The organism is Macrococcus hajekii (assembly GCF_004359505.1).
Taxonomy (GTDB): domain Bacteria; phylum Bacillota; class Bacilli; order Staphylococcales; family Staphylococcaceae; genus Macrococcus; species Macrococcus hajekii.
Window position 1 is genome coordinate 372059 of sequence record NZ_SCWE01000001.1, and the last position, 24814, is coordinate 396872.

The 24814-nt window shown below is 39.0% G+C and carries 30 protein-coding genes; 24 read left to right on the plus strand and 6 right to left on the minus strand.

Annotated features, from left to right (window positions below):
- The first annotated feature begins 11 nt into the window (after positions 1–11).
- From rpoD to ERX37_RS02045, 4 genes are all read left to right on the plus strand, one after another.
- Positions 12–1118 (plus strand): RNA polymerase sigma factor RpoD, encoded by a 1107-nt coding sequence (rpoD, locus tag ERX37_RS02030; protein ID WP_373282940.1) that lies wholly within the window; start codon positions 12–14, stop codon positions 1116–1118.
- A gap of 83 nt (positions 1119–1201) precedes the next feature.
- Positions 1202–1561: a c-type cytochrome gene (locus ERX37_RS02035; protein ID WP_133428978.1), complete on the plus strand. Its 360-nt coding sequence runs from the start codon at positions 1202–1204 to the stop codon at positions 1559–1561.
- Between the two features lie 53 nt (positions 1562–1614).
- Positions 1615–2292 carry a tRNA (adenine(22)-N(1))-methyltransferase gene (locus ERX37_RS02040; RefSeq protein ID WP_133428979.1) on the plus strand — a complete coding sequence of 226 codons (678 nt, stop codon included), beginning with the start codon at positions 1615–1617 and terminating at the stop codon, positions 2290–2292.
- Entirely contained in the window at positions 2282–3370 is a 1089-nt protein-coding gene (locus ERX37_RS02045) for a Nif3-like dinuclear metal center hexameric protein (protein WP_133428980.1), read from the plus strand. The genes ERX37_RS02040 and ERX37_RS02045 overlap by 11 nt, the downstream gene beginning before the upstream one ends.
- Before the next feature lie 28 nt (positions 3371–3398).
- Here the strand turns inward: ERX37_RS02045 and ERX37_RS02050 are convergent, their stop codons facing one another.
- Positions 3399–4364: a 4-hydroxy-3-methylbut-2-enyl diphosphate reductase gene (locus tag ERX37_RS02050; protein ID WP_133428981.1), complete on the minus strand. Its 966-nt coding sequence runs from the start codon at positions 4362–4364 to the stop codon at positions 3399–3401.
- A gap of 113 nt (positions 4365–4477) precedes the next feature.
- On the opposite strand from ERX37_RS02050, the gene ERX37_RS02055 reads away from it, so the two are divergent.
- The 5 genes from ERX37_RS02055 to ERX37_RS02075 all read left to right on the plus strand — a co-directional run bounded on the left by ERX37_RS02055 (position 4478) and on the right by ERX37_RS02075 (position 8804).
- Complete coding sequence (locus ERX37_RS02055) at positions 4478–5806, plus strand: DEAD/DEAH box helicase (protein ID WP_133428982.1); 1329 nt, start codon at positions 4478–4480, stop codon at positions 5804–5806.
- 11 nt (positions 5807–5817) lie between these two features.
- Positions 5818–6708, plus strand: a complete 891-nt coding sequence (locus ERX37_RS02060) for a deoxyribonuclease IV (RefSeq protein ID WP_133428983.1) — start codon at positions 5818–5820, stop codon at positions 6706–6708.
- 89 nt (positions 6709–6797) lie between these two features.
- A complete protein-coding gene (locus tag ERX37_RS02065; protein ID WP_133428984.1) occupies positions 6798–7562 on the plus strand; it encodes a metal ABC transporter ATP-binding protein in 765 nt (254 codons plus the stop codon).
- Positions 7559–8407: a metal ABC transporter permease gene (locus ERX37_RS02070; protein ID WP_133428985.1), complete on the plus strand. Its 849-nt coding sequence runs from the start codon at positions 7559–7561 to the stop codon at positions 8405–8407. Before ERX37_RS02065 ends, ERX37_RS02070 begins: the two co-directional genes overlap by 4 nt.
- Positions 8397–8804 carry a Fur family transcriptional regulator gene (locus tag ERX37_RS02075; RefSeq protein ID WP_133428986.1) on the plus strand — a complete coding sequence of 136 codons (408 nt, stop codon included), beginning with the start codon at positions 8397–8399 and terminating at the stop codon, positions 8802–8804. The genes ERX37_RS02070 and ERX37_RS02075 overlap by 11 nt, the downstream gene beginning before the upstream one ends.
- Positions 8805–8838: 34 nt before the next feature.
- On the opposite strand, the gene ERX37_RS02080 is transcribed toward ERX37_RS02075, so the two are convergent.
- Genes ERX37_RS02080 through ERX37_RS02090 form a run of 3 tightly spaced genes read right to left on the minus strand, consistent with a single transcriptional unit; the run spans position 8839 to position 11250 of the window.
- Positions 8839–9402, minus strand: coding sequence for a 5' nucleotidase, NT5C type (locus tag ERX37_RS02080; RefSeq protein WP_133428987.1), 564 nt, complete (start codon positions 9400–9402; stop codon positions 8839–8841).
- Positions 9389–10486, minus strand: coding sequence for a flavodoxin-dependent (E)-4-hydroxy-3-methylbut-2-enyl-diphosphate synthase (ispG, locus tag ERX37_RS02085; protein ID WP_188352351.1), 1098 nt, complete (start codon positions 10484–10486; stop codon positions 9389–9391). Before ispG ends, ERX37_RS02080 begins: the two co-directional genes overlap by 14 nt.
- Positions 10487–10518: 32 nt before the next feature.
- The gene (locus tag ERX37_RS02090) at positions 10519–11250 is read right to left on the minus strand and encodes a DUF1189 family protein (RefSeq protein WP_133428989.1); all 732 of its coding nucleotides are present in this window, start codon (positions 11248–11250) and stop codon (positions 10519–10521) included.
- Between the two features lie 135 nt (positions 11251–11385).
- On the opposite strand from ERX37_RS02090, the gene ERX37_RS02095 reads away from it, so the two are divergent.
- From ERX37_RS02095 to ERX37_RS02150, 12 genes are all read left to right on the plus strand, one after another.
- Positions 11386–11988, plus strand: a complete 603-nt coding sequence (locus ERX37_RS02095) for a superoxide dismutase (RefSeq protein ID WP_133428990.1) — start codon at positions 11386–11388, stop codon at positions 11986–11988.
- Between the two features lie 96 nt (positions 11989–12084).
- On the plus strand, positions 12085–14127 hold the full coding sequence (locus tag ERX37_RS02100; protein ID WP_133428991.1) for a peptidoglycan D,D-transpeptidase FtsI family protein: 2043 nt from the start codon (positions 12085–12087) through the stop codon (positions 14125–14127).
- Positions 14128–14284: 157 nt separating this feature from the next.
- Positions 14285–15262 (plus strand): PstS family phosphate ABC transporter substrate-binding protein, encoded by a 978-nt coding sequence (locus tag ERX37_RS02105; RefSeq protein WP_133428992.1) that lies wholly within the window; start codon positions 14285–14287, stop codon positions 15260–15262.
- 65 nt (positions 15263–15327) lie between these two features.
- Positions 15328–16383, plus strand: coding sequence for a phosphate ABC transporter permease subunit PstC (pstC, locus tag ERX37_RS02110; RefSeq protein ID WP_279523280.1), 1056 nt, complete (start codon positions 15328–15330; stop codon positions 16381–16383).
- Positions 16290–16979, plus strand: coding sequence for a phosphate ABC transporter ATP-binding protein PstB (pstB, locus tag ERX37_RS02115; protein WP_279523283.1), 690 nt, complete (start codon positions 16290–16292; stop codon positions 16977–16979). The genes pstC and pstB overlap by 94 nt, the downstream gene beginning before the upstream one ends.
- Positions 16972–17622 (plus strand): phosphate signaling complex protein PhoU, encoded by a 651-nt coding sequence (gene phoU, locus ERX37_RS02120; protein ID WP_229713163.1) that lies wholly within the window; start codon positions 16972–16974, stop codon positions 17620–17622. Before pstB ends, phoU begins: the two co-directional genes overlap by 8 nt.
- 71 nt (positions 17623–17693) lie before the next feature.
- Positions 17694–17843, plus strand: a complete 150-nt coding sequence (gene rpmG, locus ERX37_RS02125) for a 50S ribosomal protein L33 (protein ID WP_133428994.1) — start codon at positions 17694–17696, stop codon at positions 17841–17843.
- A gap of 68 nt (positions 17844–17911) precedes the next feature.
- Positions 17912–18463 carry a 5-formyltetrahydrofolate cyclo-ligase gene (locus ERX37_RS02130; protein ID WP_133428995.1) on the plus strand — a complete coding sequence of 184 codons (552 nt, stop codon included), beginning with the start codon at positions 17912–17914 and terminating at the stop codon, positions 18461–18463.
- Complete coding sequence (locus ERX37_RS02135) at positions 18460–19869, plus strand: rhomboid family protein (RefSeq protein ID WP_133428996.1); 1410 nt, start codon at positions 18460–18462, stop codon at positions 19867–19869. The genes ERX37_RS02130 and ERX37_RS02135 overlap by 4 nt, the downstream gene beginning before the upstream one ends.
- A 1-nt stretch (position 19870) precedes the next feature.
- A complete protein-coding gene (locus ERX37_RS02140) occupies positions 19871–20062 on the plus strand; it encodes a YqgQ family protein (RefSeq protein ID WP_188352343.1) in 192 nt (63 codons plus the stop codon).
- A complete protein-coding gene (locus ERX37_RS02145; protein ID WP_133428998.1) occupies positions 20059–21018 on the plus strand; it encodes an ROK family glucokinase in 960 nt (319 codons plus the stop codon). Before ERX37_RS02140 ends, ERX37_RS02145 begins: the two co-directional genes overlap by 4 nt.
- Positions 21019–21029: 11 nt before the next feature.
- The gene (locus ERX37_RS02150) at positions 21030–21341 is read left to right on the plus strand and encodes an MTH1187 family thiamine-binding protein (protein ID WP_133428999.1); all 312 of its coding nucleotides are present in this window, start codon (positions 21030–21032) and stop codon (positions 21339–21341) included.
- 26 nt (positions 21342–21367) lie between these two features.
- On the opposite strand, the gene ERX37_RS02155 is transcribed toward ERX37_RS02150, so the two are convergent.
- Complete coding sequence (locus ERX37_RS02155) at positions 21368–21607, minus strand: DUF2759 domain-containing protein (RefSeq protein WP_133429000.1); 240 nt, start codon at positions 21605–21607, stop codon at positions 21368–21370.
- 93 nt (positions 21608–21700) lie between these two features.
- Between ERX37_RS02155 and ERX37_RS02160 the strand changes: the two genes are divergently transcribed.
- Entirely contained in the window at positions 21701–22318 is a 618-nt protein-coding gene (locus ERX37_RS02160) for an MBL fold metallo-hydrolase (protein WP_133429001.1), read from the plus strand.
- 31 nt (positions 22319–22349) lie between these two features.
- Here ERX37_RS02160 and ERX37_RS02165 read toward each other — a convergent pair whose 3' ends face one another.
- Complete coding sequence (locus ERX37_RS02165; RefSeq protein WP_133429002.1) at positions 22350–22598, minus strand: DUF2626 domain-containing protein; 249 nt, start codon at positions 22596–22598, stop codon at positions 22350–22352.
- Between the two features lie 199 nt (positions 22599–22797).
- Here ERX37_RS02165 and comGA point away from each other — a divergent pair, with 199 nt between their 5' ends.
- Both comGA and comGB read left to right on the plus strand, forming a co-directional pair.
- Entirely contained in the window at positions 22798–23772 is a 975-nt protein-coding gene (gene comGA, locus ERX37_RS02170; RefSeq protein WP_133429003.1) for a competence type IV pilus ATPase ComGA, read from the plus strand.
- Positions 23759–24793 carry a competence type IV pilus assembly protein ComGB gene (comGB, locus tag ERX37_RS02175; protein ID WP_133429004.1) on the plus strand — a complete coding sequence of 345 codons (1035 nt, stop codon included), beginning with the start codon at positions 23759–23761 and terminating at the stop codon, positions 24791–24793. The genes comGA and comGB overlap by 14 nt, the downstream gene beginning before the upstream one ends.
- Positions 24794–24814 lie beyond the last annotated feature (21 nt).

A 24814-nucleotide genomic window follows, 5' to 3' on the forward strand; every position in this document is an offset into this window, starting at 1 on the left:
TTTAGGAGGCAATGTGTATGGCAACGAGTAAAAAAACGAAAAAAGTGCCTGATGTGGCGTTGACATTAGATCAGATAAAAACACAGCTGATTGAAACAGGTAAAAAGAACGGTCAGCTGAGCCACGAAGAAATCGCTGATAAGCTGCAGAACTTTGAGATGGATGCAGATATGATGGATGAGTTCTTTGAACTGATCGCAGAGAATGACATTACATTGATCAATGAAAAAGATGCACAGGATACAGATGAAAAACTTAATCTCAATGATTTATCAGCTCCGCCAGGCGTTAAAATTAACGACCCTGTACGGATGTACTTGAAAGAGATCGGTCGTGTCAACTTACTGAGTGCGGCCGAAGAAGTTGAGCTTGCAAAACGTATTGAGCAAGGAGACGAAGTAGCGAAGGCAAGGCTTGCTGAAGCGAACTTACGACTTGTTGTCAGTATCGCAAAACGCTATGTCGGTCGTGGGATGTTATTCCTTGATCTGATTCAGGAAGGGAATATGGGTCTGATTAAAGCGGTTGAAAAGTTCGACTTTACGAAAGGCTTTAAGTTCTCTACTTATGCAACCTGGTGGATTCGTCAGGCTATTACGCGTGCAATTGCTGACCAGGCAAGAACAATCCGTATCCCCGTTCATATGGTCGAAACGATCAATAAGCTGATCCGTGTACAACGTCAGCTGCTGCAAGATTTAGGACGTGATCCATCACCTGAAGAAATCGGTGAAGAAATGGATCTAACACCGGAAAAAGTGCGTGAAATCCTGAAAATTGCACAGGAGCCTGTGTCACTAGAAACGCCGATCGGTGAAGAAGATGATTCACATCTAGGTGACTTTATCGAAGATCAGGATGCACAGAGTCCGGCTGACCACGCTGCTTATGAATTATTAAAAGAACAGCTGGAAGACGTACTGGACACATTGACTGACCGCGAGGAAAATGTTTTACGCCTTCGATTTGGTCTCGATGATGGTCGTACTCGCACACTTGAAGAAGTAGGTAAAGTATTTGGCGTGACACGTGAACGTATTCGTCAGATTGAAGCGAAAGCACTGCGTAAACTTCGTCATCCGTCAAGAAGTAAACGTCTTAAAGATTTCATGGATTAAAAAATTGTGAAAAGACTTTGACAATGTGCTTTTTTAATATAAAATAGATATGTATATGGTCAATATAAAGGGAGGCAAAATCAATGAATCGTAATCCAGTTGTTCCATTCTTATTAATCCTGCTCATGGGCGTAGGTTTAATCTTCTTTATGTCAGCAGAAGGTGCTAACAAAGAAAAAGAAGGCGCTGAAGGTGGAGAAGGTGCGAAGACAGAACAGAAATTTGATGCAGCTGCATTTGCTAAAGATAACTGTACTTCTTGTCACGGTCAGAACCTTGAAGGTGCGATGGGTCCTAAATTAGCAGGCACTTCAAAACCAGCTGATGAACTTAAAAAAGTGATCCGTGAAGGTAAAGGCGCAATGCCAGCTCACGATGAATCAGTCATCGCTGACAAAGACTTAGACACGCTTGTTAAATATTTAAAAGACGGCGCAAAATAATAAATTAAAAAATCTTTTGCTGAGGCAAAAGATTTTTTTGTTAGGAGTTTAACATGATTGGCAGTAGACTAAAGAGAGTTGCAGCATATGTAGAAGGAAATAGCCTGGCAGATATCGGTTCTGACCATGCTTATCTTCCTATTTATTTAATCAATGAAGGTATTATACAATCAGCTGTAGCAGGTGAAATTGTAGATGGACCTTATCAGGCAGCGGTAAAAAATGTTCAGAATCATCAGCTGACTTCAGTTATCAGTGTACGTAAAGGTTCAGGTCTTGAAGTCATTGATGACGGAGAGGTGGATTGTATTACAATCTGTGGTATGGGAGGTCCGCTGATCGGTGAAATACTCCTCGCGGGGCAGTCGAAGCTTGCATCTGGTCCTCGTCTTATTTTACAGAGTAATATCCATGCGGCTGCTGTCAGAACTGCTTTACAGCGACTGCAATATAAAATTACAGCTGAAGATATTATTAAGGATAAGAAGCACATTTACGAAGTAATCGTGGCAGAAAAGGGGAATATGAACTTAACAGCAGCTGAAATTAAATTCGGACCTTTTCTGCTCAAAGAACAAAATGAATATTTTAACGAGAAATGGTTAAAGGAATATAAACATCTGCAGCATATTTTAGAGACCATTCAGCATAAGGCGGATCAAACAGATAAAGCTAAAGAAATCGAGCAGCAATTAAAACTTTACAGGGAGGCCGTTCACTTTGCAAATTAATGACCTGCTTAGACTCATCAACCAGCATATTCCGTTCAATAGAGCCGAAGACTGGGATAATGTAGGACTTTTGATAGGAGATACTGAAAGTCATGTTACAGGCATTCTGACGACGCTTGATTGTACACTTGAAGTCGTGGAGGAAGCGATAGAAAAAGAGTGTAATACAATTATTGCGCATCATCCGTTAATTTTCAGTGGCATTAAAACTATTCATAATCATGGATATGGTAAGGTTATGCATGCTCTGATAAAGAATGATATCAGTCTGATTGCTATGCATACGAATCTTGATGCGCATCCTAAAGGTGTCAGTGCGATGATTGCAGATTGTATCGGGCTCATCAATCAGCAGATTCTTTTACCATATGAACGAGAAATGAATAAGCTGCAGGTATATGTTCCTGCTGAACATGCAGCACAACTGAAATGTGCCCTTGCTGCGGCAGGCGCTGGACAGATGGGTAACTATACAGAATGCTTTTATCAGACAGAGGGTAAAGGTCAATTCAGACCCGATGATTCAGCAGATCCGTATATAGGAAAATCTAATCAGCTGGAAGTTGTGGATGAACTCAGACTTGAATGCGTGTTCGAACCGAAACTTAAACAAAATATCGAACAGGCACTCCTGTCCAGCCATCCATATGAGGAGCCTGCTTATGACATTTATTCATTCCAGGTGAAAGACAGCTTCGGTACAGGTATAAAAGGTGAAGTACCTCAGGCGGTAGTACTGGAAAAATGGTTGCCTGAAATAAAACAGCATCTTGGCATATCATCACTTCGATTAATCGGTGATCATAAAAAAGAAGTCAAGACCGTAGCCATCATCAGTGGTTCAGGCGTCAGTTATAAGGAACAGGTTCAAAGCCAAGGTGTTGACCTTTTCCTGACCGGTGATATTAAGTATCACGATGCACATGATTTACTCATGATGAACTTGACGACAGCAGATATTGAACATTACTCAGAGGTCGTGATGGTTGAAGGGCTAAGAGATTTACTTACAGCATTGAATGCAGATCTAAAAGTATTGGCATCGGAACAATCATCAGATCCATTTACAGTCATATAAAAAACAATCGTCATGCGACGATTGTTTTTTATAATGTCTGAACCGGTTTTGGATTTTTAATTTTAGGAAGGATTTTTTCGATAGGGACAGAAGAAGACTGTGGTAAAGTTTCTTCCTGCCCAGGCGTATAATTTGAGATAAAGTCGATGACTTCCTTAACGATAGGCGTTGGTGTAGAGGCACCAGCTGTAATAGCAACTGTCTTTTTGCCTTCCAGCCATTCCAGTTTTAGTTCACTGATATCAGAGATACGATAGGCCTCTGTATGAGCAATATCTTTTGAAACTTGAGCCAGGCGATTTGAATTATTACTTTTTGGGTCACCGACTACGATCAGTATATCTGCCTGATTAGCCTGTTCAGCGACTGCTTCCTGACGAACCTGAGTCGCAAGACATATTTCCTTATGCACCTCAATATGAGGAAATTTTTTCTGAAGTTCGACCATGAGATGTGAGACATCCCATTGTGACATAGTGGTCTGATTGGTAACGATTAGTTTATGAACTTTTAGACTCGCATCAAGATCATCGATATCATCAGTATTTTCAACAAGATGAACAATATCAGGTGCAACACCTACCGCGCCTTCTGGTTCCGGATGTCCTTTTTTACCGATGTAAATGACATGATATCCTTCCGCCTTTTTACTTCTGATTAATGCATGTGTATTTTCTACATCAGGACAAGTCGCATCGATGCAGACGAGTCCTTTTTCTTTAGCACGTTTCTTAACGTCAGGAGAAACACCATGGGCTGTGAAGATAACGGTGCCCGTTTCAACTTGCTCCAGTATTTCAAGACGATTTGGCCCGTCCAGTGTAATGATACCATCACTTTCAAAGGCATCAGTGACATGCTTGTTGTGCACAATCATGCCGAGTATATAAATAGGGCGTGGCAGGTTCTTGTCGAGAGAGGCATTGCGAGCGATAACCATCGCATCTACAACCCCGTAACAGTAACCACGCGGTGTTATTTTAACGATATCCATGAGGAGACCTCCTTTTGGTCCTAGTATAGCAAACTTCCTACCATCAATTAAACTATCTTTAACTGGAACTTTCCGCTATAATACTAAAGATGAAGAAATAAAGGAGGATACCAATGGCTAAACATCCATTTGAAAATTTTGAACTTTCATCTGAATTGATTGAAGCGGTGAAAGATCTCAATTTTAACCAGCCGACTGAAATCCAGAGACGTGTCATACCGAAACTGACAAGAGGCATTAACTTAATTGGACAATCACAGACAGGAACAGGTAAGTCACACTCATTCCTGTTACCTTTAATCGATAAAATTGATCCGCTCGTACATGAGCCTCAAGTGATTATTCTAGCGCCGACGCGTGAACTCGCAACACAATTATTTGAAACTGCTCAGCACTTACTGACATTTAAAGAGGATATCAAAGCAGGACTCTATATCGGTGGTACTGACAAACAGAAAGATATCCAGAAATCTAAAGTAGAACCACAGCTTATTATCGGTACCCCTAACCGTATCAATGATATGGCTAAAGAGCATGCGCTGAAACTTCACCTGGCTCAGTCTATCGTTATCGATGAAGCAGACTTAATGATTGATCTCGGTTTTATGCCGACAGTCGACTATATCGCATCCCGTCTCGGACCGAATGCACAGCTTGCTGTCTTCTCAGCTACTATTCCTAAAGCCTTGCATCCGTTCTTAAACAAATATTTGACGCAGCCGGAATTTGTTGAGATTGACCCGACAGAAAAAACCAATAAAAATATTGAATTTTATCTCATTCCGACTAAAAGCAATGATAAAAAAGAGAAACTGGTTGAAGTCATGGCGACAATCAACCCGTATCTCTGTATCATTTTTGCAAACAGTCGTGAACGTGCTGATGAAGTGCTTAACCACCTGGCGGAGCAGGGCATTAAAGCAGGGATTATTCACGGTGGACTTACACCACGTGAGCGTGTGCAGCAAATGAAGCGGATCAAGCAGCTGGACTTTCAGTTTGTTGTAGCTTCTGACCTTGCATCACGTGGCATTGATATCGATGGTGTCAGCCATGTCATCAACTATGATATTTCACAGGATGTCGATTTCTTCACGCATCGTGTCGGTCGTACAGGACGCGGTAACTATAAAGGTACAGCCATCACACTGTATACACCTGAAGAAGAAGACCTGATCAATCAGATCGAGAAAAAAGGGTTTACTTTCATTCATGCTGAAACAAAGTCAGGTGAACTGAAAGAAATCAAGGACCGTACACAGCGTTCCGGTCGTAAGAAGCAGGAAGATAACATAGAACAGAAGTTAAAGCATAAAGTAAAGAGTAAGAAAAAAGTAAAGCCAGGCTATAAGCGTAAATTCCGCTATGAGCTTGATCAGCTGAAACGCAATGAAAAGAAATCATTTGCTAAAAGACGCAATAAAGAAGCAAGAAAGAAATAGGAGGAATCACAATGTTGATGGGTTCTCATGTATCAATGAGCGGCAAGAAAATGCTGCTCGCAGCTTCAGAGGAGGCAGCATCTTACGGTGCTTCAACATTTATGATTTATACAGGTGCCCCTCAGAATACTCGTCGTAAACCGATCGAAGACTTAAATATTGAAGCGGGTCAGGCACATATGAGAGAGCACGGCCTTTCAAACATTGTCGTTCACGCACCCTATATCATTAATATTGCCAATACAATTAAACCTGAAGTTTTTGAACTTGGGGTAGAATTTCTTCAGAAAGAAATTGAACGCACAGAGGCACTTGGAGCGAAGGATATTGTCCTTCATCCAGGTGCGCATGTCGGTGCAGGTGAAGAAGCGGGTATCGCTAAAATCATTGAAGGCTTGAATGAAGTGCTGACGAATGATAATGATGTCCGTATCGCACTTGAAACAATGGCAGGCAAAGGTTCAGAATGTGGTAAGACTTTCGAAGAACTGGCACAGATTTTCGATGGTGTAGAGCATAATGAGCGCTTATCGGTCTGCTTTGATACATGTCACGTACACGATGCCGGCTATGATATTATAGGTGACCTTGACGGTGTATTAACTGAATTTGATAATATCATCGGACTGGACCGAATCAAAGTCGTCCATGTTAATGATAGTAAAAATGTGCAGGGTGCACGTAAAGACCGACATGAAAACTTTGGTTTTGGTGAAATCGGTTTTGATGCACTGCATCGTGTAGTCAATCATGAAGTGTTTAAAGAGATACCTAAAATCCTTGAAACACCTTATGTAGGTGAAGATAAAAAGAACAAGAAGCCCCCTTATCGTTATGAGATTGATATGATTAAGAACGGTCAATTTGATCCGGCATTACTTGAGAAAATCGTTAATCAATAAACTTTTTACGCAAGGACGAGATTTCGTCCTTGCGTTTTCATTTCGATTTACATTATGATAAAGTGTATTGGTGAATGGAGAGGTGAAGAATGGAACCTATATTCGAAATTAAACATGTTGACTACCGTTACCCGGATAAAAGAGCATTACAGGATATCAATCTTAAAGTATTTTCAGGTGATTTTCTTGCTATTGCTGGACCTAATGGATCAGGTAAATCCACGCTGCTCAAATTGATTCTTGGTATACTGCCTATGCAGTCAGGCGAAATTTTAGTGAACGGCGAGCCGCTTACTCAGCAGAAGTCAGAACGGATCGGCTACGTCTCACAGAAGGCGAATGCCGGTAACACAGGCTTCCCTGCTACTGTCAAAGAAGTCATCACGAGTGGTCTTATACAGGAAAAGAAGCTCTTTCAGCGCTTCTCGCGTCAGGACCGCGCCCGAGTGGATGTCCTGATGGAGCGACTGAATATTACTCACCTCGCTGAAAAGAATATTTCACAGTTATCTGGTGGTCAGCAGCAGCGTGTTTTTATCGCACGCGCACTTATTTCTAATCCGAGTATCCTGATTTTAGATGAACCGACTGTCGGCATTGATGCGAAGCATGTCGCCGAATTTTATGAACTGTTGACACAGTTAAAACAGGAAGGGATTACGATTCTGATGGTCACGCACGATATTGGTGTTGTGGCAGACACTGCTACCAATGTAGCCTGTCTCAACCAGCATCTGCATTTCCACGGGACAGTCCAGCAGTTCAAATCGCTGGATGAAGTTGAAATCTCTAAAATTTATGGCCATCCTGTGCAGTTTGTTGACCATGATCATAATAGGGAGTGCTGCGTATGATAGATGCATTGCTGAACTTTGACTTTATGCGCTACTCTTTTATATGCGGTATGCTGATCGGCATTCTGGCACCCTTGATTGGTACGTTTATTGTGGTCAGACGGTTATCGCTTATCGCAGACGCTCTGAGCCACGTGACGCTAGGCGGTATTTCCTTCGGTATGCTGGCAGCTAAATGGCTGGCACCTGTCGTTATCAGTCCCATCTGGTTTGGTATATTGTTCTCTGTAACAGGCGCACTGCTGATTGAGAGGCTGAGAAGTGTCTATAAACATTATCAGGAACTGTCCATTCCGATTATTATGTCTCTTGGTATCGGACTGAGTGTTATATTCATTTCACTTGCTGACGGCTTTAATCAGGATTTATTCGGTTATTTATTTGGAAGTATCAGTGCAGTGACATTAATGGATTTAATCACGATACTTATTATTTTTATCCTCGTTATCAGTTTTATCGTTTTACTTTATAAAGAACTGTTTGTATTATCTTTTGATGAGGAGTATGCTCAGATTACGGGAGTCCCTAGATTTCTGCATATTTTATTTATGCTGATGGTGGCGCTTGTTATATCAGCATCGATGAGAGTCGTCGGTATTTTACTCGTCAGCAGTCTGATCACACTGCCTGTAGCAAGTGCGATGAGATTTGCCCGGGGGTATAAGGAACTGATGCTCTGGAGTGTTATTTTTGGGGAACTGTCAGTGATATTAGGACTGATTCTGGCATTCTATATGGATATTTCTCCAGGTGGTGTGATTGTGCTGCTACTCATCCTGATTTTAATCAGTGCGATTTACTATCAGAAAAAACGTGAACAAGGGGGACTGGCTGATGAAAATTGAAGAAGCCATTCAGACATTAAAAAATAACGGCTATAAATATACGGATAAAAGACGTGATATGATCACGATTCTTGCTGAAGAAGATAAATATATTACTGCAAAAGCTATTCAATTCAAGATGTATGAGATGTATCCAGGAATTTCGTTTGATACAGTTTATCGAAACTTGCACCTTTTCTCTGAACTGAATATTATAGAGGCCACTGAATGGAATAATGAAAAACAGTTCAGATTATCATGTGCACATCATCATCATCATCATTTTATCTGCGAATCCTGCGGACAGACAAAAGTGATTGAACATTGTCCGTTGGAAGTATTTAAAAATGAGTTGCCAGGCGTTGAAATCAAAAATCATAAAATAGAGCTGTACGGTCTTTGTGAAAAGTGCCAATAAGAAAAGGAAGCGATCCATAGAGGATTGCTTCCTTTTATAATGTCTGCATGATTTGCTGTGCTTCCTGCCAAGTATAGACACGATGGACGTCCGCTGGCAGTTCAGATTGATTATAGGGGGTATCAAATAAAATAACAGGAATATTTAATGCTTCATTGATTTCGATGGCATTATCAAGCTTATCCTCGAGAAAAACGTCTACTTTCAGCTCGCGGGCTTTTGCAATTTTATCATGGCTTCCTGTCAGTTCGATATGATGAAATGGAACATCATGCTTATCAAACCAGTCTGCTGTGATCTTATCAAGATAATCATATCGTGCACTTATATAGTACAGTTCATAGTGCTGAGACCAGTCAGTCAGGACGGATAATGCACCTTCAGCGATAGGAGAGTGGGTGTATATCTCTTCCTGATGAGTCATAAACCAGTCATACATCTCATGATCTGATTTATTAAGCACTGCGCCTAGATCATAGGCAGTGATATCTTCATACTTTAAATTTTCATCGAATGATTTTTGCAGGTACGGGACGAGAGAAGTAGGACAAGTCACCGTACCATCTATATCGATACCGAGTCGTTTAATTTTGCACAAGTTCTTCAGCCTGCTTTTTATAATATTCCTCGGCAAGTTTGTCGATTTCCATTTTTAGTTCATCAACCATTGTCTCTTCAGGCACTTTTCGGACGGTCTTACCTTTCATAAAGAGCAGACCTTCACCACGTGCACCAGCGATACCGATATCAGCTTCACGCGCTTCACCTGGACCGTTCACCGCACAGCCAAGTACAGCAACTTTAAGAGGCGCTTTAATTGTTGAAATATATTCTTCTACTTCATTAGCAATTGAAATCAAGTCAATTTCAATACGTCCACATGTCGGACAGGAGATTAAAGTTGCGGCATTACTTGCCAGACCAAATGATTTAAGGAGTTCACGGGCAACCTTCACTTCTTCAACAGGGTCTGCAGATAATGACACACGCAGCGTATTACCGATACCGAGACTCATAATAGCACCGAGTCCGGCTGCAGATTTTACAGTACCTGCGAAGAGCGTACCACTTTCAGTGATACCTAAGTGAAGAGGATAGTCAAAGGCTTGAGCCGCTTTAGTATAAGCTTCAATTGCCAGTCCGACATCACTTGCTTTCATTGAAACGATGATGTCATGGAAATCAAGATCTTCTAAGATTTTGATATGGTGCAGGGCACTTTCCACCATGCCATCAGCAGTGGGATAACCATATTTTTTCAGGATATGCTTTTCAAGTGAACCTGCATTGACCCCGATACGGATTGGAATACCTTTTGCTTTACATGCCTTTACTACTTCTTCGACTTTTTCCCGACGACCAATGTTACCAGGATTAATACGGATTTTATCAGCTCCGCCTTCAATAGCAAGTAAGGCAAGTTTATAGTCAAAGTGAATATCCACAACAAGAGGGATATCAATCTGTTTTTTGATTTCAGCGATTGCGAGCGCATCTTCTTCTTTTGGACAAGCGACCCGGACGATTTGACAGCCTGCTTCTTCAAGACGTTTGATTTCAGCTACAGTTGCTTCGACATCATGAGTCTTAGTCGTTGTCATACTTTGGATGATCAGCTCATTTGAACCTCCAATAGTAAGGTTACCAACTTTGACAGGGCGTGTATTACTTCTATGCGTGATTTCAGACATAATGATGTCTCCTTTATTATGGTTTAACGTGCTTTTTTGTTTCCAGGTAGATGATAAACGGTTAAACACGTAAGTAAAATTATTATACACCATGACAGTGGATAGGATAAAGTATTCGGTACTAGAAGTCCTATATATTGAAGAAGGACAGGAATTGTCAGTAAAAAAGAAGTAATTTTAAGCCAGTTCATAAACCGGGACTTCTTTTTAAAGAGTAGCGCTGCAAGATGTGCTACTAAGCTGATAGAGATTAATTTAATTAAAATGATGAATAACTGAATTAAAATTAATGCTAATAAGACCAGCATAAAATAAAAATAGACTGATGAAGTAAATGTTTTAAGCGTATCGATAAGAGAGGACCGGTCTGTTATCGTGCTGATATTTTGATAGGAAATAGGGTCTAAACCAGGGATATGTATTTGATTTCTGCTGAATGTAAATGCGTTGTCAGAAAGAATGGATTCTTGTTCGGTAAAAATCACAGAGCCTTGATTGAGATGAATCACTGTCTTCTGATGGTCCGGAAGTTCTAAATGTCCATTCTGAATGGTGAACGCTGGTATAGCATCTGACTTTTCCTCTATCAGCTGAGATAAGGAAGTCATGGATTGATAGAAGTGACTTGCAGCTGGCGCAGCAAGAAGAGTGGCTAGAATGATAAGATGTAAAAAAACATAGCGTAGTGGCGTCGTCCGGTAGAGCGGATATTTTTGAGGTGTGAATAAACGTTTAAGTGCTAGCAGATATTTCATGTAATCTCCTCCAACTGAAAATTTACCATATAATGAAGTGTCTTGCTATTTATTTTCTGAAAGCAAACTATTTGAGCGTTCTATAAAAGCTTGATATGATAAAGATGTACTTAACTTCAGAGGAGGATGAATATTATGGCTTTTGAATTACCAACATTACCTTATGCATACGATGCATTAGAACCACACATTGACAAAGAAACTATGGAGATTCACCATACTAAGCATCATAACACTTACGTAACAAACTTAAATGCAGCAGTTGAAGGTACTGAGTATGCTGATCAATCATTGGAAGAATTAAATAAAAACATTGACGCTTTACCAGCTGATATTAAAACAGCAGTTCAAAATAATGGCGGCGGTCACTATAACCACACATTATTCTGGCAACTTCTTGCAAAAGAGGGCGGAGAACCTAAAGGTGAAGTATTGGACGCAATCAATGCTAAATTTGGTTCATTCGAAAAATTCCAGGAAGAATTCGCGACTGCAGCAACTAAACGTTTCGGTTCAGGCTGGGCTTGGTTAGTCGTTAATAACGGTGAATTAGAAGTTGTATCTACACCTAACCAGGACAATCCACTTAAAGAAGGTAAAACACCTATTTTAGGTTTAGATGTCTGGGAACACGCCTATTACTTAAACTACCAGAACAAACGTCCAGATTACATTAAAGCATTCTGGAATGTTGTAAACTGGGATAAAGTAAACGAACTTTATAACGCAGCAAAATAATAGTAAAGAGGCTTCGGCCTCTTTTTTTTGTCTAAAGAATAGAAATCGGCGCGCATTTGATTTAATATTAAGAGATAAAGTGAGAAGCGGGGATTTATTTTGAGAAGATTGAAACAAGAATCAAATGAGCTGAAGCAGAAGCGAACGACCCAACGTCGACTGAATGTAGTTTTTGTAGCCGTTATGACATTGATGACACTGCTGATTCTGCGACTAGGTTATTTGCAGATTGTGAAAACAGATGACTATAAAAAAGCAGTGGCGAGTAATGAAAACATTGAAATTAATGAATCGGTGCCTCGAGGACGTATATATGACCGCAATGGCAAACTCCTGGTAGACAATACGGCTAAAAAAGCAATTACATATACAAGAGGTAGAATGACGACGACAGCAGAAATGATTGATGTGGCTCGTGAACTTGCTAAATTCATAAGCATGCCGACCGATAAACTGACGGATATGGATAAACAGACTTATTATATACAGACACATCGAGACGAAGTAAGTCAGCTAATGGAGAAAGAAGCGGCACAGTTCAATGAAAATATGATCAGTCAGGCTGATTACGATAAAGCACTGTATAAAAAAGTAGGTCCACACGTCAAACTGTCGGAAAGCGAACTCGAGATTGCTGCATTGTACAGTAAGATGGCTGCAGGAAGTCAGTTGACACCCCAGACTATTAAAAATGAGGAGGTCTCTGAAAAAGAGTATGCCCTCGTGTCTCAGAACCTTGCGAAACTACCGGGTATCAATACCTCAATGGACTGGGACCGGAAATATTTGTACGGCGATACATTGAGAACAATGTTTGGCAAGGTCTCTTCAAAAGAAGAAGGGCTGCCTAAAGAGAATATAGATTATTATTTAGCACGAGGATATGCGAGAAATGATCGTGTCGGACAAAGTTACCTTGAATATCAGTATGAAGATGTATTAAGAGGACATAAGAAAAAAATGAAGTATGTCACTGATAAGTCTGGTCAGATCACCAGTTCTGAAGTCATCGATCCAGGCTCAAGAGGCAATGACATTATTTTATCGATTGATATCGATCTGCAACAGAAAGTAGAGAAATTGATTGTTAAACATATTGCGACTTTACGAGCAGCAGGAGCTAAAGATATGGATAAAGTGCTCGTCGTAGTCCAGGATCCAAATAACGGTGATATCCTTGCCCTTGCAGGTAAGCAAATCAGTCCATCTGGTGAGGTTACTGATTATCACTACGGTACATTTACATCTCAATATGCAGTCGGTTCATCCGTCAAAGGGGCAACGCTGCTGACAGGTTATCATCAAAAAGCGATACATTTAGATGAAGAGATGGTTGATGAGCCTTTAACATTTGCTGGTGGCGTGAATAAGCGTTCATATTTCAACCAGAATGGCAAAGTAGTGATCAATGATAAAGAAGCATTGATGCATTCATCAAACGTTTATATGTTTAAGACAGCATTAAAAATAGCAGGCTTAAATTATACGCCTGGCATGGCTCTGCCTGACAATATTGCTCAGGCTGGACAAACTTTAAGAAAAGGAATGAATCAGTTCGGGCTCGGGGTAAAAACAGGTATTGACTTACCTAATGAAGTAGCAGGTCAATCAGGACATCTGACGGATAATGCCGGTAATTATCTTGATCTTGCAATTGGTCAGTATGATACGTATTCACCCCTGCAGTTATCACAATATATCTCAACCATCGCGAATGATGGCTATAGAATACAGCCTCATCTCGTCAGAGAAATCAGACAGCCTTCAAAAACTGAAACATTAGGACCCGTTAAAGAAGTGATTGAAGGTAAAGTCCTGAATAGAATCAATAATTCCCAGAAGGAAATTGATCAGGTGAGAAGGGGATTTGATATGGTTTTCAACCAGATTGAAGGAACGGGTTACAATAGCTTCCATGATACAAATGTGAAATCAGCAGGTAAGACTGGGACAGCAGAAGTATTTCAGAACGGAGAACCAAGAGTTAATGCAACCTATATTGGTTATGCGCCGGCTGATAAACCGGAAATGTCCTTCTCGATCATTTATTCTAATCAACCAGTACCTCCACCATGGTTACCTGGCGGAGATTTGGGTAAAGAGATTATTAATATGTATTTCTCATCAAAAAGTAAATAGAAAAAATCAGGCGATTCGATATTGTTTTTCGAATCGCTTTTTTATCTTTACATAATCTTTACAATATATTCATTATTAATTAACAAAGCTATTGTAAAGTTAAGTTGTAATAAAAAATAAAAACATTTTCTGTCTACATTTGGGAGGAAACTTAGAAATGAAAAAATGGCAATTAGTAGGTTCAACTACTGTATTAGGTACTGCGTTATTCTTAGGAGCATGTGGCGGAGCTGCTGAAAAATCAGAAGACACTAGCAAAGATGCAGGTAAATCAACTGAGTCAACTGAAACTGCTTCAAAAGATCTGAAAGGCGAAGTTAAAGGGGACGGTTCAAGTACTGTTGCGCCAATCGTAGAAAAAATTAACGAAGAATTTAATACTCAATATCCAGATGTAACAGTTTCTATCGGTACTTCAGGTACAGGTGGCGGATTCGAGAAATTTATTAACGGTGAAACAGATTTCTCAAACGCTTCACGTGACATTAAAGACGAAGAGAAAAAAGCATTACAAGACAAAAAAATTGACTACACTGAATTTAAACTGGCTAATGACGGTTTAACAGTTGCAGTTAATAAAGAAAATGATTTCGTTGAATACTTAACATTCGATGAACTGAAAAAAATCTACTCTGGCGAAGCTAAAACTTGGAAAGACGTGCGCGCAGATTTCCCTGCTGAAGAAATCAAAGCATTCTCTCCAGACCAATCACATGGTACTTATGACTTCTTCAGTGAAGAAGTTTTAGATAAAGCTGATATTAAAGCTGAGAAAAACGCAGATACAAACGTTATCGTATCTTCAGTTAAAGACAATAAAAATGGTATCGGTTTCTTCGGTTATAACTTCTACCAGGAAAACAAAGACAATTTAAAAGCTGTTAAAATTCAAGGTAAAGACGAAAAAGAACCAGTTGAAGCAACAGAAGAAACAGTTAAAGATGGTTCATACTCACTTAGCCGTCCACTGTTCATCTACGCTAAAAATGAATCACTTAAAAACAATGAGGCATTCAAAGAGTTCATGAAGTTCACAATTGAACATGCTGCTGATGCTTCAAAAGAATCTGGTTATGTGCCACTTGAAGATAAAGACTACGACGAAGCACTTAAAACTTTAGATTCAGTAAAATAATTTCTAAAAATTTTTAAGGGGCGAACCTCGTTCGTCCCTTTTTTTAAATTAAGGAGTCTAAATTTATGAGAGAAAAATTATCCGTTCAACAGATGATTGAACAGAATAAAGGAAAAGGGTCAAAAGGATTCATCGAAAAAATGATTCCAACCATCCTGCTTCTGATTGCCTCGGTATCGGTTTTAACCACAATCGGTATTTTAATTACATTGCTGACAGAGACTATCACTTTCTTTTCACGAATTCCATTTACAGAATTCTTGTTTGAGAAGGACTGGGCAGCATTCAGTAGTGATCCTAAGTTCGGTATCTGGGCTTTAATTTTAGGAACTTTAAAGGTAACATTTATTGCTACATTATTTGCTGTACCGGTTGGACTGGGTGCTGCACTTTATTTAAGTGAGTATGCAAGTGATACAGTACGACGAATTATTAAACCAATCCTTGAAATACTTGCAGGTATTCCAACGATTGTTTACGGTTTCTTTGCATTAACATTTGTTACACCTTTACTTCGTTCTGTTTGGCCCGATTTAGGCAGTTTTAACTCAATTAGTCCAGGGCTTGTTATCGGTGTCATGATTATTCCGATGATCGCAAGTTTAAGTGAAGATGCTATGAGTTCTGTACCACAAGCTATCCGTGAAGGTGCACTTGGTCTTGGTTCAACTAAATTAGAAGTAGCACTTAAAGTTGTTTTTCCGGCGGCTTTATCTGGAATTCTTGCATCAATCGTTCTTGCCGTATCCCGTGCTATCGGTGAAACGATGATCGTGTCACTCGCAGCGGGTAGTACGCCTGATTCTTCATTCAGTCTGACGGGTTCAATTCAGACGATGACAGGATTTATCGTACAGGTTGCAACTGGGGATGCTACATATGGAACAGATATTTACTTCAGTATTTATGCAGTAGGTTTCACTATGCTTCGACAGAACACGATCTTAATCAGACAGCACAGAAAAATATTGTCTATCAGACTAATAATCTTGACCTTTGGTACGGAGATCACCATGCTCTTCAAAATATCAACCTTGATATTATGGAAAATGAGGTTACAGCTATCATCGGGCCTTCAGGGTGTGGTAAATCTACTTACATCAAAACACTTAACCGTATGATTGAATTAGTACCAAGCGTAAAAACTTCTGGGGAAATCCTCTATCGTGGAGATAACATTTTTGATAAGAATTATAAAGTTGAAAAACTTAGAACACGTGTCGGCATGGTGTTCCAAAAACCTAACCCGTTCCCAAAATCAATTTATGACAATATCACATACGGTCCAAGAATCCATGGTATCACAGATAAAAAGATTCTGGATGAGATCGTTGAAAAATCTCTTCGTGGTGCAGCCATCTGGGATGAAACGAAAGACCGTCTGACTCAAAATGCTTATGGTTTATCAGGTGGTCAACAGCAACGTATCTGTATTGCACGTTGTTTAGCCATTGAACCCGATGTTATTCTGATGGACGAGCCGACATCAGCACTTGACCCTATCTCAACACTCAAAGTTGAAGAACTGGTACAGGAAATTAAAGATCAGTATTCTATTATTATTGTGACACATAACATGCAGCAGGCAGCACGTATTTCTGATAAAACTGCTTTCTTCCTGAATGGTTATGTTAATGAATATGATACAACAGATAAAATCTTCTCTAATCCAGCTGATGAACAGACGGAGCGTTATATTTCAGGGAGATTTGGTTGATATGAGAGAAAAATACGAAGAAGCCTTAGATCAACTAAAAGATACTGTACTTGCTTTAGCGAAAGAGTCTTACCATGCTATCGATAATTCAATGAACGTTCTTGGCTCGGAAGATATCAATATTGCTAGAGAAATCATCATACATGATAAAGAAATCAATAAAATTGAGACTGATATCAATGATCAAGTGGCGACGCTTATTACAAAACAGCAGCCTATCGCGACAGATTTACGTATCATGTTAGCCAGCATTAAAATTGCATCTGAATTAGAGCGTATTGCTGACAGTGCGGGTGGTATCGCTAAAATTCGAATTCGTGTGAAATTTGAAGATGAATATATTCTTGCACGTCTGAAAACAATGGGTAAATTAAGTATGCTGATGCTTGAAGATTTATTCGATGCTTATGAAAAACAAGATGTCAACCTGACAAGAGAGATCATTGACAGAGATTCTGATATTGATGATCTTTATAAAGAGATAGTAAATACAACATATCTGATTGATAATGATCCTTTCGTTGCTGGACAGGCACAATTGGCGGCTCGTTATCTCGAACGTATCGGTGATCACATTACAAATATTGCTGAGAATGTATATTACTTCATTACGGGTGAACAATACGATAAATTTGAAAAATAACGCTGGAAAATGTAATGAATTGGTGTTATTATATAAAGGTCGTATGTAACAAAGAGTAAGGAGGGAATATAATGCGCGTTAATGTAACTTTAGCATGTACAGAATGTGGCGAACGTAACTACATCACTAAGAAAAATAAAAGAAATAACCCAGAGCGTATCGAGATGAACAAATTCTGTTCACGTGATAACAAAAAAACTTTACACAGAGAAACAAAATAAACAGACACTGGTGTGTCTGTTTTTTTTGTATCCACTTTAAATCATGTATAATTAGAGTTGAGGTGATAATGATGAATAAAAAAGAAGTGAGAAAAAAAGTACTGGATTATTTAAAGAATAAAGAAAAGTATAATGAAGAAGTTCAATTGATGCGAACATTGTTTGAGCTTCCTGAATGGCAGAGTGCGAAGTCAATCGGGATCACACTCAGTATGCCTCATGAAATCAGCACTGAGGAAATTATTAAATATGCTTTAGTACAAGGCAAGAAAGTCTTTGTACCTAACTGTCATTATGAAAATAAAACGATGGATTTTGCCCGCTATACTTCTCCCGCTGATTTGCATGAAGATGAAAAAGGAATCCTTGCTGTCAAGAATTCTGATGAAATCAATAATGATGTCGAGCTGCTCCTGGTGCCTGGTCTTGGCTTTAATTCAGATGGTTACCGTGTCGGATACGGTGGAGGTTATTATGATCGATTTTTATCAACTTATGATGGTCCAACTGTCAGCCTCATATTAGAAGAACAATTAATGGATATACCGACAGATGATTACGATCAACCTGTTCATAAAATGATAACTGAAAAACGTATTATCAATGGAGTACGTCAATGATAACAGCTAAACAGCTATGGGCAACACTCTATAGAATTACTCAATATTCAAAGTTTGAACTGAAGCAGCCTGATGAACTGCTGATGGTCAACAAAAAAGAGAAACGAGTTATCCGTTTTGTCACCGACAAACAGACTGTTCAGTCCCTTGATTTTCTCATTCAAAAAATTAATGATAATGCAGTCAGTCGTATAGGCTTCATCCCGAAAAAAATTGATATATATTTAGTTAACCAGCCGGTGCCAGCAGGTCTCTCAGATAGCAGGGTAGAAGTACACGAGCTAAGCAAGCAGGCAGACCTTCAAACTATGTCGATATCGAAGCCATATCAAGTGCTAAGTAAAATCAAAGCAAGACAGTCGGAGAGCTTTTATAGGAAGCGGATGGTATCTGATAATATTATTGACCGGGCCATGATAAAATTTACGCCAGTGACTCTATTGCTGCTGCTCATCAATATTGTCATTTTTCTGTTCAATCTAGCGCTATCATTCAATGATAAAACGACTGATTTTATTGAAACTGGTGGACTTAGCCATTTTAATTTTGTTCATGGCGAATATTTTAGAGTCATATCCTCCATGTTTTTGCATTTTGATTTTTCGCATCTTCTTTTTAATATGATGTCGCTCTACATATTCGGGAAACTTGTTGAGTATTTCTATGGTTCATTACGATTTATAGTGATTTATATAGTAAGTGGTCTGTTCGGCAACTTATTGTCCCTGTCTTTTGAGACAACTGCATTTTCTGTAGGAGCAAGTGGTGCAATCAGTGGTTTACTAGGCGCATTATTTGCATATATGCTGGTCAGCCGTCGCTTCGATAAAAAAATGCTTATTCAGACAGCTATAGGACTGATTATTTTTCTGTTGCTCAGTAATCTATTCTCGAACGTTAATAATTGGGCTCATTTTGGTGGCCTATTCAGTGGTTTCTATATGGGTCTTTTGCTCTATACTTACCGTCAATCGCGACAATATTGTTACATGATGATCGCGGGTCTCTTCTTTATTACTATACTGCTGTTCATGAATATTTTTAGTGTGAAGGAAGAACATATTTATAATGATATGACACGGCAAGCTATGCAAGAGGGAGATTTTAAAAAGGCTGAGAAAATCTCAAGAGCAGTTTTTGACAAAGGTTTTGAAGATGATGAGACCTATCATCTCAATGGTCTGATTAAATCACATAATATTTCCCTTGCAGAAGGAATTGCAGAGTGGAAAAAAGGTCTTAAAATATATCCTGAATCTCCTACGCTCAACTATCAGATGGCACTTGCAATGCGCGCCACTGATGATTATAAAGAAGCCGATAAATATTTAAAAAATGCAGAAAAATATATAAAAAAACAAGATATAAAAGACCTCAAAAAAGAACTGAAAGTTTTTGGTGATTGATATGCAAACCTTTTATGATGTTCAACAGTTACTCAAAAAATTTGGACTGATTATTTATTTCAAGGATGAATTGAATACCATTGAAATGATGAATCAGGAATTGAAAGATTTACATCGGAGCGGCCTGATTTCTAATGAAGAATTCATGCAGGCACGTCTCATACTAAATCAGAGAAAGATGGGGAAATTATGATTATACTGGCTGCTGATATCGGTGGTACAACATGTAAACTCGGTGTCCTATCAGAGGAGCTGACTATACTGCATAAGTGGGAGATTCCGACGCAGACAGGTCAGGAGGGTGAAAGGATTTTAAGAGATATATATGAATCTTTTAAAAAGAATGCAGCACATAAACACTATGATATGGATGAAGTCCTTGGAATAGGCCTGGGGGTTCCTGGTCCTGTTGACTTTGACAAAGGCACTGTTAACGGTGCTATTAACCTTAACTGGTCCGGCGTAAAACATGTCAAAGATGAATTTGAGAAACTAAGCGGAAAACCTGTTTTCATTGATAATGACGCCAATGTAGCGACTTTGGGTGAAAAATTCAAAGGAGCTGGACAAAATGAAGCTAACGTCGTCTGTCTGACATTGGGTACAGGTGTAGGCGGCGGTATTATCGCGAATAATGAACTGGTTCACGGTCATAATGGGTCGGGCGGGGAGCTCGGTCACTTTAAAGTGGATCAGAAAGAACGTTTCCAGTGTAATTGCGGACTCAAAGGCTGTCTTGAGACAGTCGCAAGTGCTACTGGAGTCATCAATCTTACTTATCATTATTATAAAGAACTGCAGTTCAAAACGAGTCTGGAAGAAGCTATTCAAGCAAAGGAAGTACAGGCTAAAATGGTGTTCGATGCTGCAAAAGATGGGGATGAGTTCGCTACATATGTGATCAGAAAAGTTGCGAGTCATCTTGCTTATGCCATTAGTGTAATCAGTGTAATGACTAATCCAAAATATATTATCATTGGAGGCGGGGTTTCTAAAGCAGGTCATTTCCTGATTCAGCACATTGAAACCGAGTATCAAAAAATGACATTTAAACCGGCGCTGAAAGGTACTCAGATTGTAACAGCAGAACTTGGAAATGATGCAGGTATGATTGGAGCCGCAGGGTTAATCAAACAATATGTGAAGTGAGGGTATAAATTATGGCAATTGTAGATGTAGTGGTCATTCCGTTGAATGAGAAATCAGTGAGTGTCAGTGAGTATATTGCAGACATACAAAATATTCTAAAGGCTAAGAAGGAAAAAGGACTGATTGACTATCAGTTGACACCGATGAGTACTTTGATTGAAGGTGACTTATCAGTATTGCTGGAAGTAATAGGTGAAATTCACGAAGCACCTTTTAATAAAGGAGTTAAACGTGTATGTACTAACATTCGAATTGACGACAGACGTGATATTACAAGAAAAATGAGTGATAAACTGGACTCAGTCAATAAACATCTCAAATAAAAAAAGACGATAAATATCGTCTTTTTTTAGTGGTGTAAAATAGGATAACCATAAGTCAGAATAGTAGCGATTGAAAAGAAGCCGAATGATGCGGCAGCTAATAAACCGAAGATGATTCCTAGAATATTTTTAGTTTTGAATGAATACATTAACCCTTTAAGCGCCAATAAGAAAACTAAGAACATTAGAATCGCGAAAAAGTTTACACCGATATGAATATCGATGCCGAAAAGTTTGCCCAATTTGCCTGTATCAATAAATGGCATAGTATGACCCCCAACATTATTTCATTTATTATCACTAATTATTGTATAATTAATATTAGCGTTTGTCGAGTTTAATTTTAAGGAGACTAAAGGATGAAAATACATGTATTATGTCTGGGTCCTATTCAGACAAACTGTTATTTTGTAGAAAATGAAGAATCAATTCTTGTCATTGATCCGGGTGCCGAGTATGAGAGAATAGAAAAACAGCTTGAAGCAATCGGTAAGCCTGTTGCAGCTATCTTGCTGACACATGCCCATTTTGATCATATTGGGGCGGTTGATGCACTTGTAGCAGATACTGAGGCAACGGTTTATATTGGTCAGGAAGAACAATACTGGTTAGCTGATCCAGAATCAAACGGTTCACTCAAATTTAAATCTTATGGCTTAGACGAGATTGTATCAAGAACTAAACCGGAAATCATCAGACCCGGTAAGAAGTCCGTCGGAACGTTTAAATTTGATGTTATACATACACCAGGACATTCACCTGGCAGTGTCAGTTATATCTTTAAAGATTTTGCAGTAGTAGGGGATACATTATTTAAAGAAGGTATCGGCCGCACTGACTTAAAGGAAGGTAATCTGCAGCAATTGATGAATAGCATCGATCAACTGCTTGAACTGCCAGATGAGATGACGATATATCCGGGACATGGACCTAAAACAACTATTCAGTATGAAAGTGATAATAATCCATATCTATAAAAAAAGCCTCAAGCATATGCTCGAGGTTTTTTTATTTATGCATCCCGAAACCTGGTTCCAATAGGAATGTAGAATAATAAGTGAAGCCGACCCAGCAGATAACTAGATATGCTGCAAAGATATACATATACATTCTTTCAGAAAGATTTAAATAGCCAAGAAGGATGAAGAAGCCTGTCTGCGCAACAAATATGAAAGCAACGATATCCATGCCGCCTACATAGAACATTACTGCAAAAATAGCTGTCCAGAATCCTAAAGTTTTATAAACTTTATCCATTTAATGTTCCCCTCTCTAATCAATCAGTTCATGTCACTTATTATTATAAAGTTTGTCACAATAGATGTAAACCTAATTTTGACTTCAAAATAAAGGTAAAAGACCTCTTAAATATAAATTAAAAAATTTATTCATTCAATATTTGATAAACATTAAAGATTTCTTCTTATTTTTTCGATTATTAGTCAGGGAGGGATTTATGAAAGAAATCGTAGAAGAGATTATTGCAGGTGGAATCAGAAGGCAGGCTTCGGATATTCATTTTATTCCATCTTCTGGCGTAGTCTTCCTGAAGATGAGACTGGATGGTCAGATTGAACTGATTGATCAGATGGAGATTGACGACTATGAAAAAATGCTCGCATATATGAAGTTTGTCTCAAATCTTAACGTAAGCGAGCGTAAGAAAAGTCAGAGTGGGATGCTTGAACATATTTTTGAAGGCAAACTTTATCATATTCGCCTGTCTACATTACCGCAATCTGTAGGCAGTGAAGCCATCGTGCTTAGGATACTGAAAGCAGAATTTACAGCGCATCATCTGCTGGAGAATCATCTGCTCTATGCCATGATGAAATTGTCCCATGGCCTGATATTGATTACCGGTCCAACTGGAAGCGGCAAGAGTACATTGATGTACCATCTGCTTGCCTATGCACGTGATCAACTCAACCGTCAGATTATCACAATAGAAGATCCTGTTGAACAGACGCTGAGCGGGACGATTCAGGTGAATGTTAATGACAAGGCGGGTATCACCTATCGTAATTCTTTTAAAGCAATACTGCGCTGTGATCCTGACATTATTATGATTGGTGAGATAAGAGATGAGGAGACGGCCAAACAAGTCATTAATGCTGCACTAAGCGGCCATCTCGTCCTGTCAACGCTGCACGCCAGTCATTCATTAGGAGCTGTTGAACGGCTGCTTGAGATGGGGGTTCAAAAATCCGAAATTCGTCAGGCAGTGCAGCTCATTACTAATCAGCGACTAGTCAAATACAGTGCTGGCAGACAGCTGGTGCTGGAATTTCTCAGTCAGAGCCAGATACACAGTTATTTAGAACATAAGAAAATAGCTGATTACATCACGCTTGACCAGCAGATTGAAGATTTATATCGTGACTCGACAATTCCTCTATCAGAACTGGAGAAACATCGTGTGGTCTTCTAATAAATTAAAACAATATGATGATGATTTTTTGATTAGATTATCAGAACTCAGTGACAGTGGCTTTACGCAGTACGAAGCGGTCAGCTTTCTTTTCAGTCAATATGACAGTGTCAAAACAGATGTAAAAGAAGAGTGTCTTCATCAGCTGAAGGAAGGCAAGCAATTAAGCGATATACTGGCCGGCTTGAATTATAGCAATCAGACGATACTGCAAGTTTACTTTGCTGAGCAGTATGGAGATATCAATCATTCACTGAAAGAGTGCTACCAGTACAGCCTGTCACAGAAAAAAAGCAGACAGCAGTTTCTTAAAACCATTCAATATCCTCTTATCCTCATGATCATTTTTTTTGGACTCATCATGGTTGTGAATCAGACGGTACTGCCCCAATTTAAAAGTATGTATGATTCAATGGGTATAACCATTTCTGCTGAACTTCAAGTGATGACTTCTATCTTATTTATGATGCCAAGAATAATAGTTATCCTATTTTTCGTCATCATAGTTTTGCTGATTCTCTACTTTCTAGTCTATAGACGCGCAGCGATTGCAACGAAACTATGGCTGTTAAGAAAGATTCCTGTTATTAACAGCTTATATCGCAAGTTATTGACGTATCGATTTTCTCTCGAGCTTTCTTTTTTTCTATCGAATGGCATCACGATGCTTAAGATTATCGAAATATTTAAACAGCAGGATAAAGATATCATTCTTAAATACATCGGCGAACAGATTGATGATGCATTATTACAAGGATATCCATTGCCAGATGCTGTAAGCCGTATCAATCTGTTTGAAAAATCCATGATTCATTTTATTCATCATGGTGAACGGAACTCCAGATTAGAGATTGAACTTAAATACTATTCCGATTATATTTTCAGGAAATTTGAGCTGCAGATTATGCAATATATTAAATGGATTCAACCGGTTGTATTCTTTTTACTTGCATTGCTGATCATTACGCTATATCTCGTTATTATTTTACCGATGCTACAGATGATGAGCGGCATCCAATAGGAGGAGAACAGTATTGAAGAA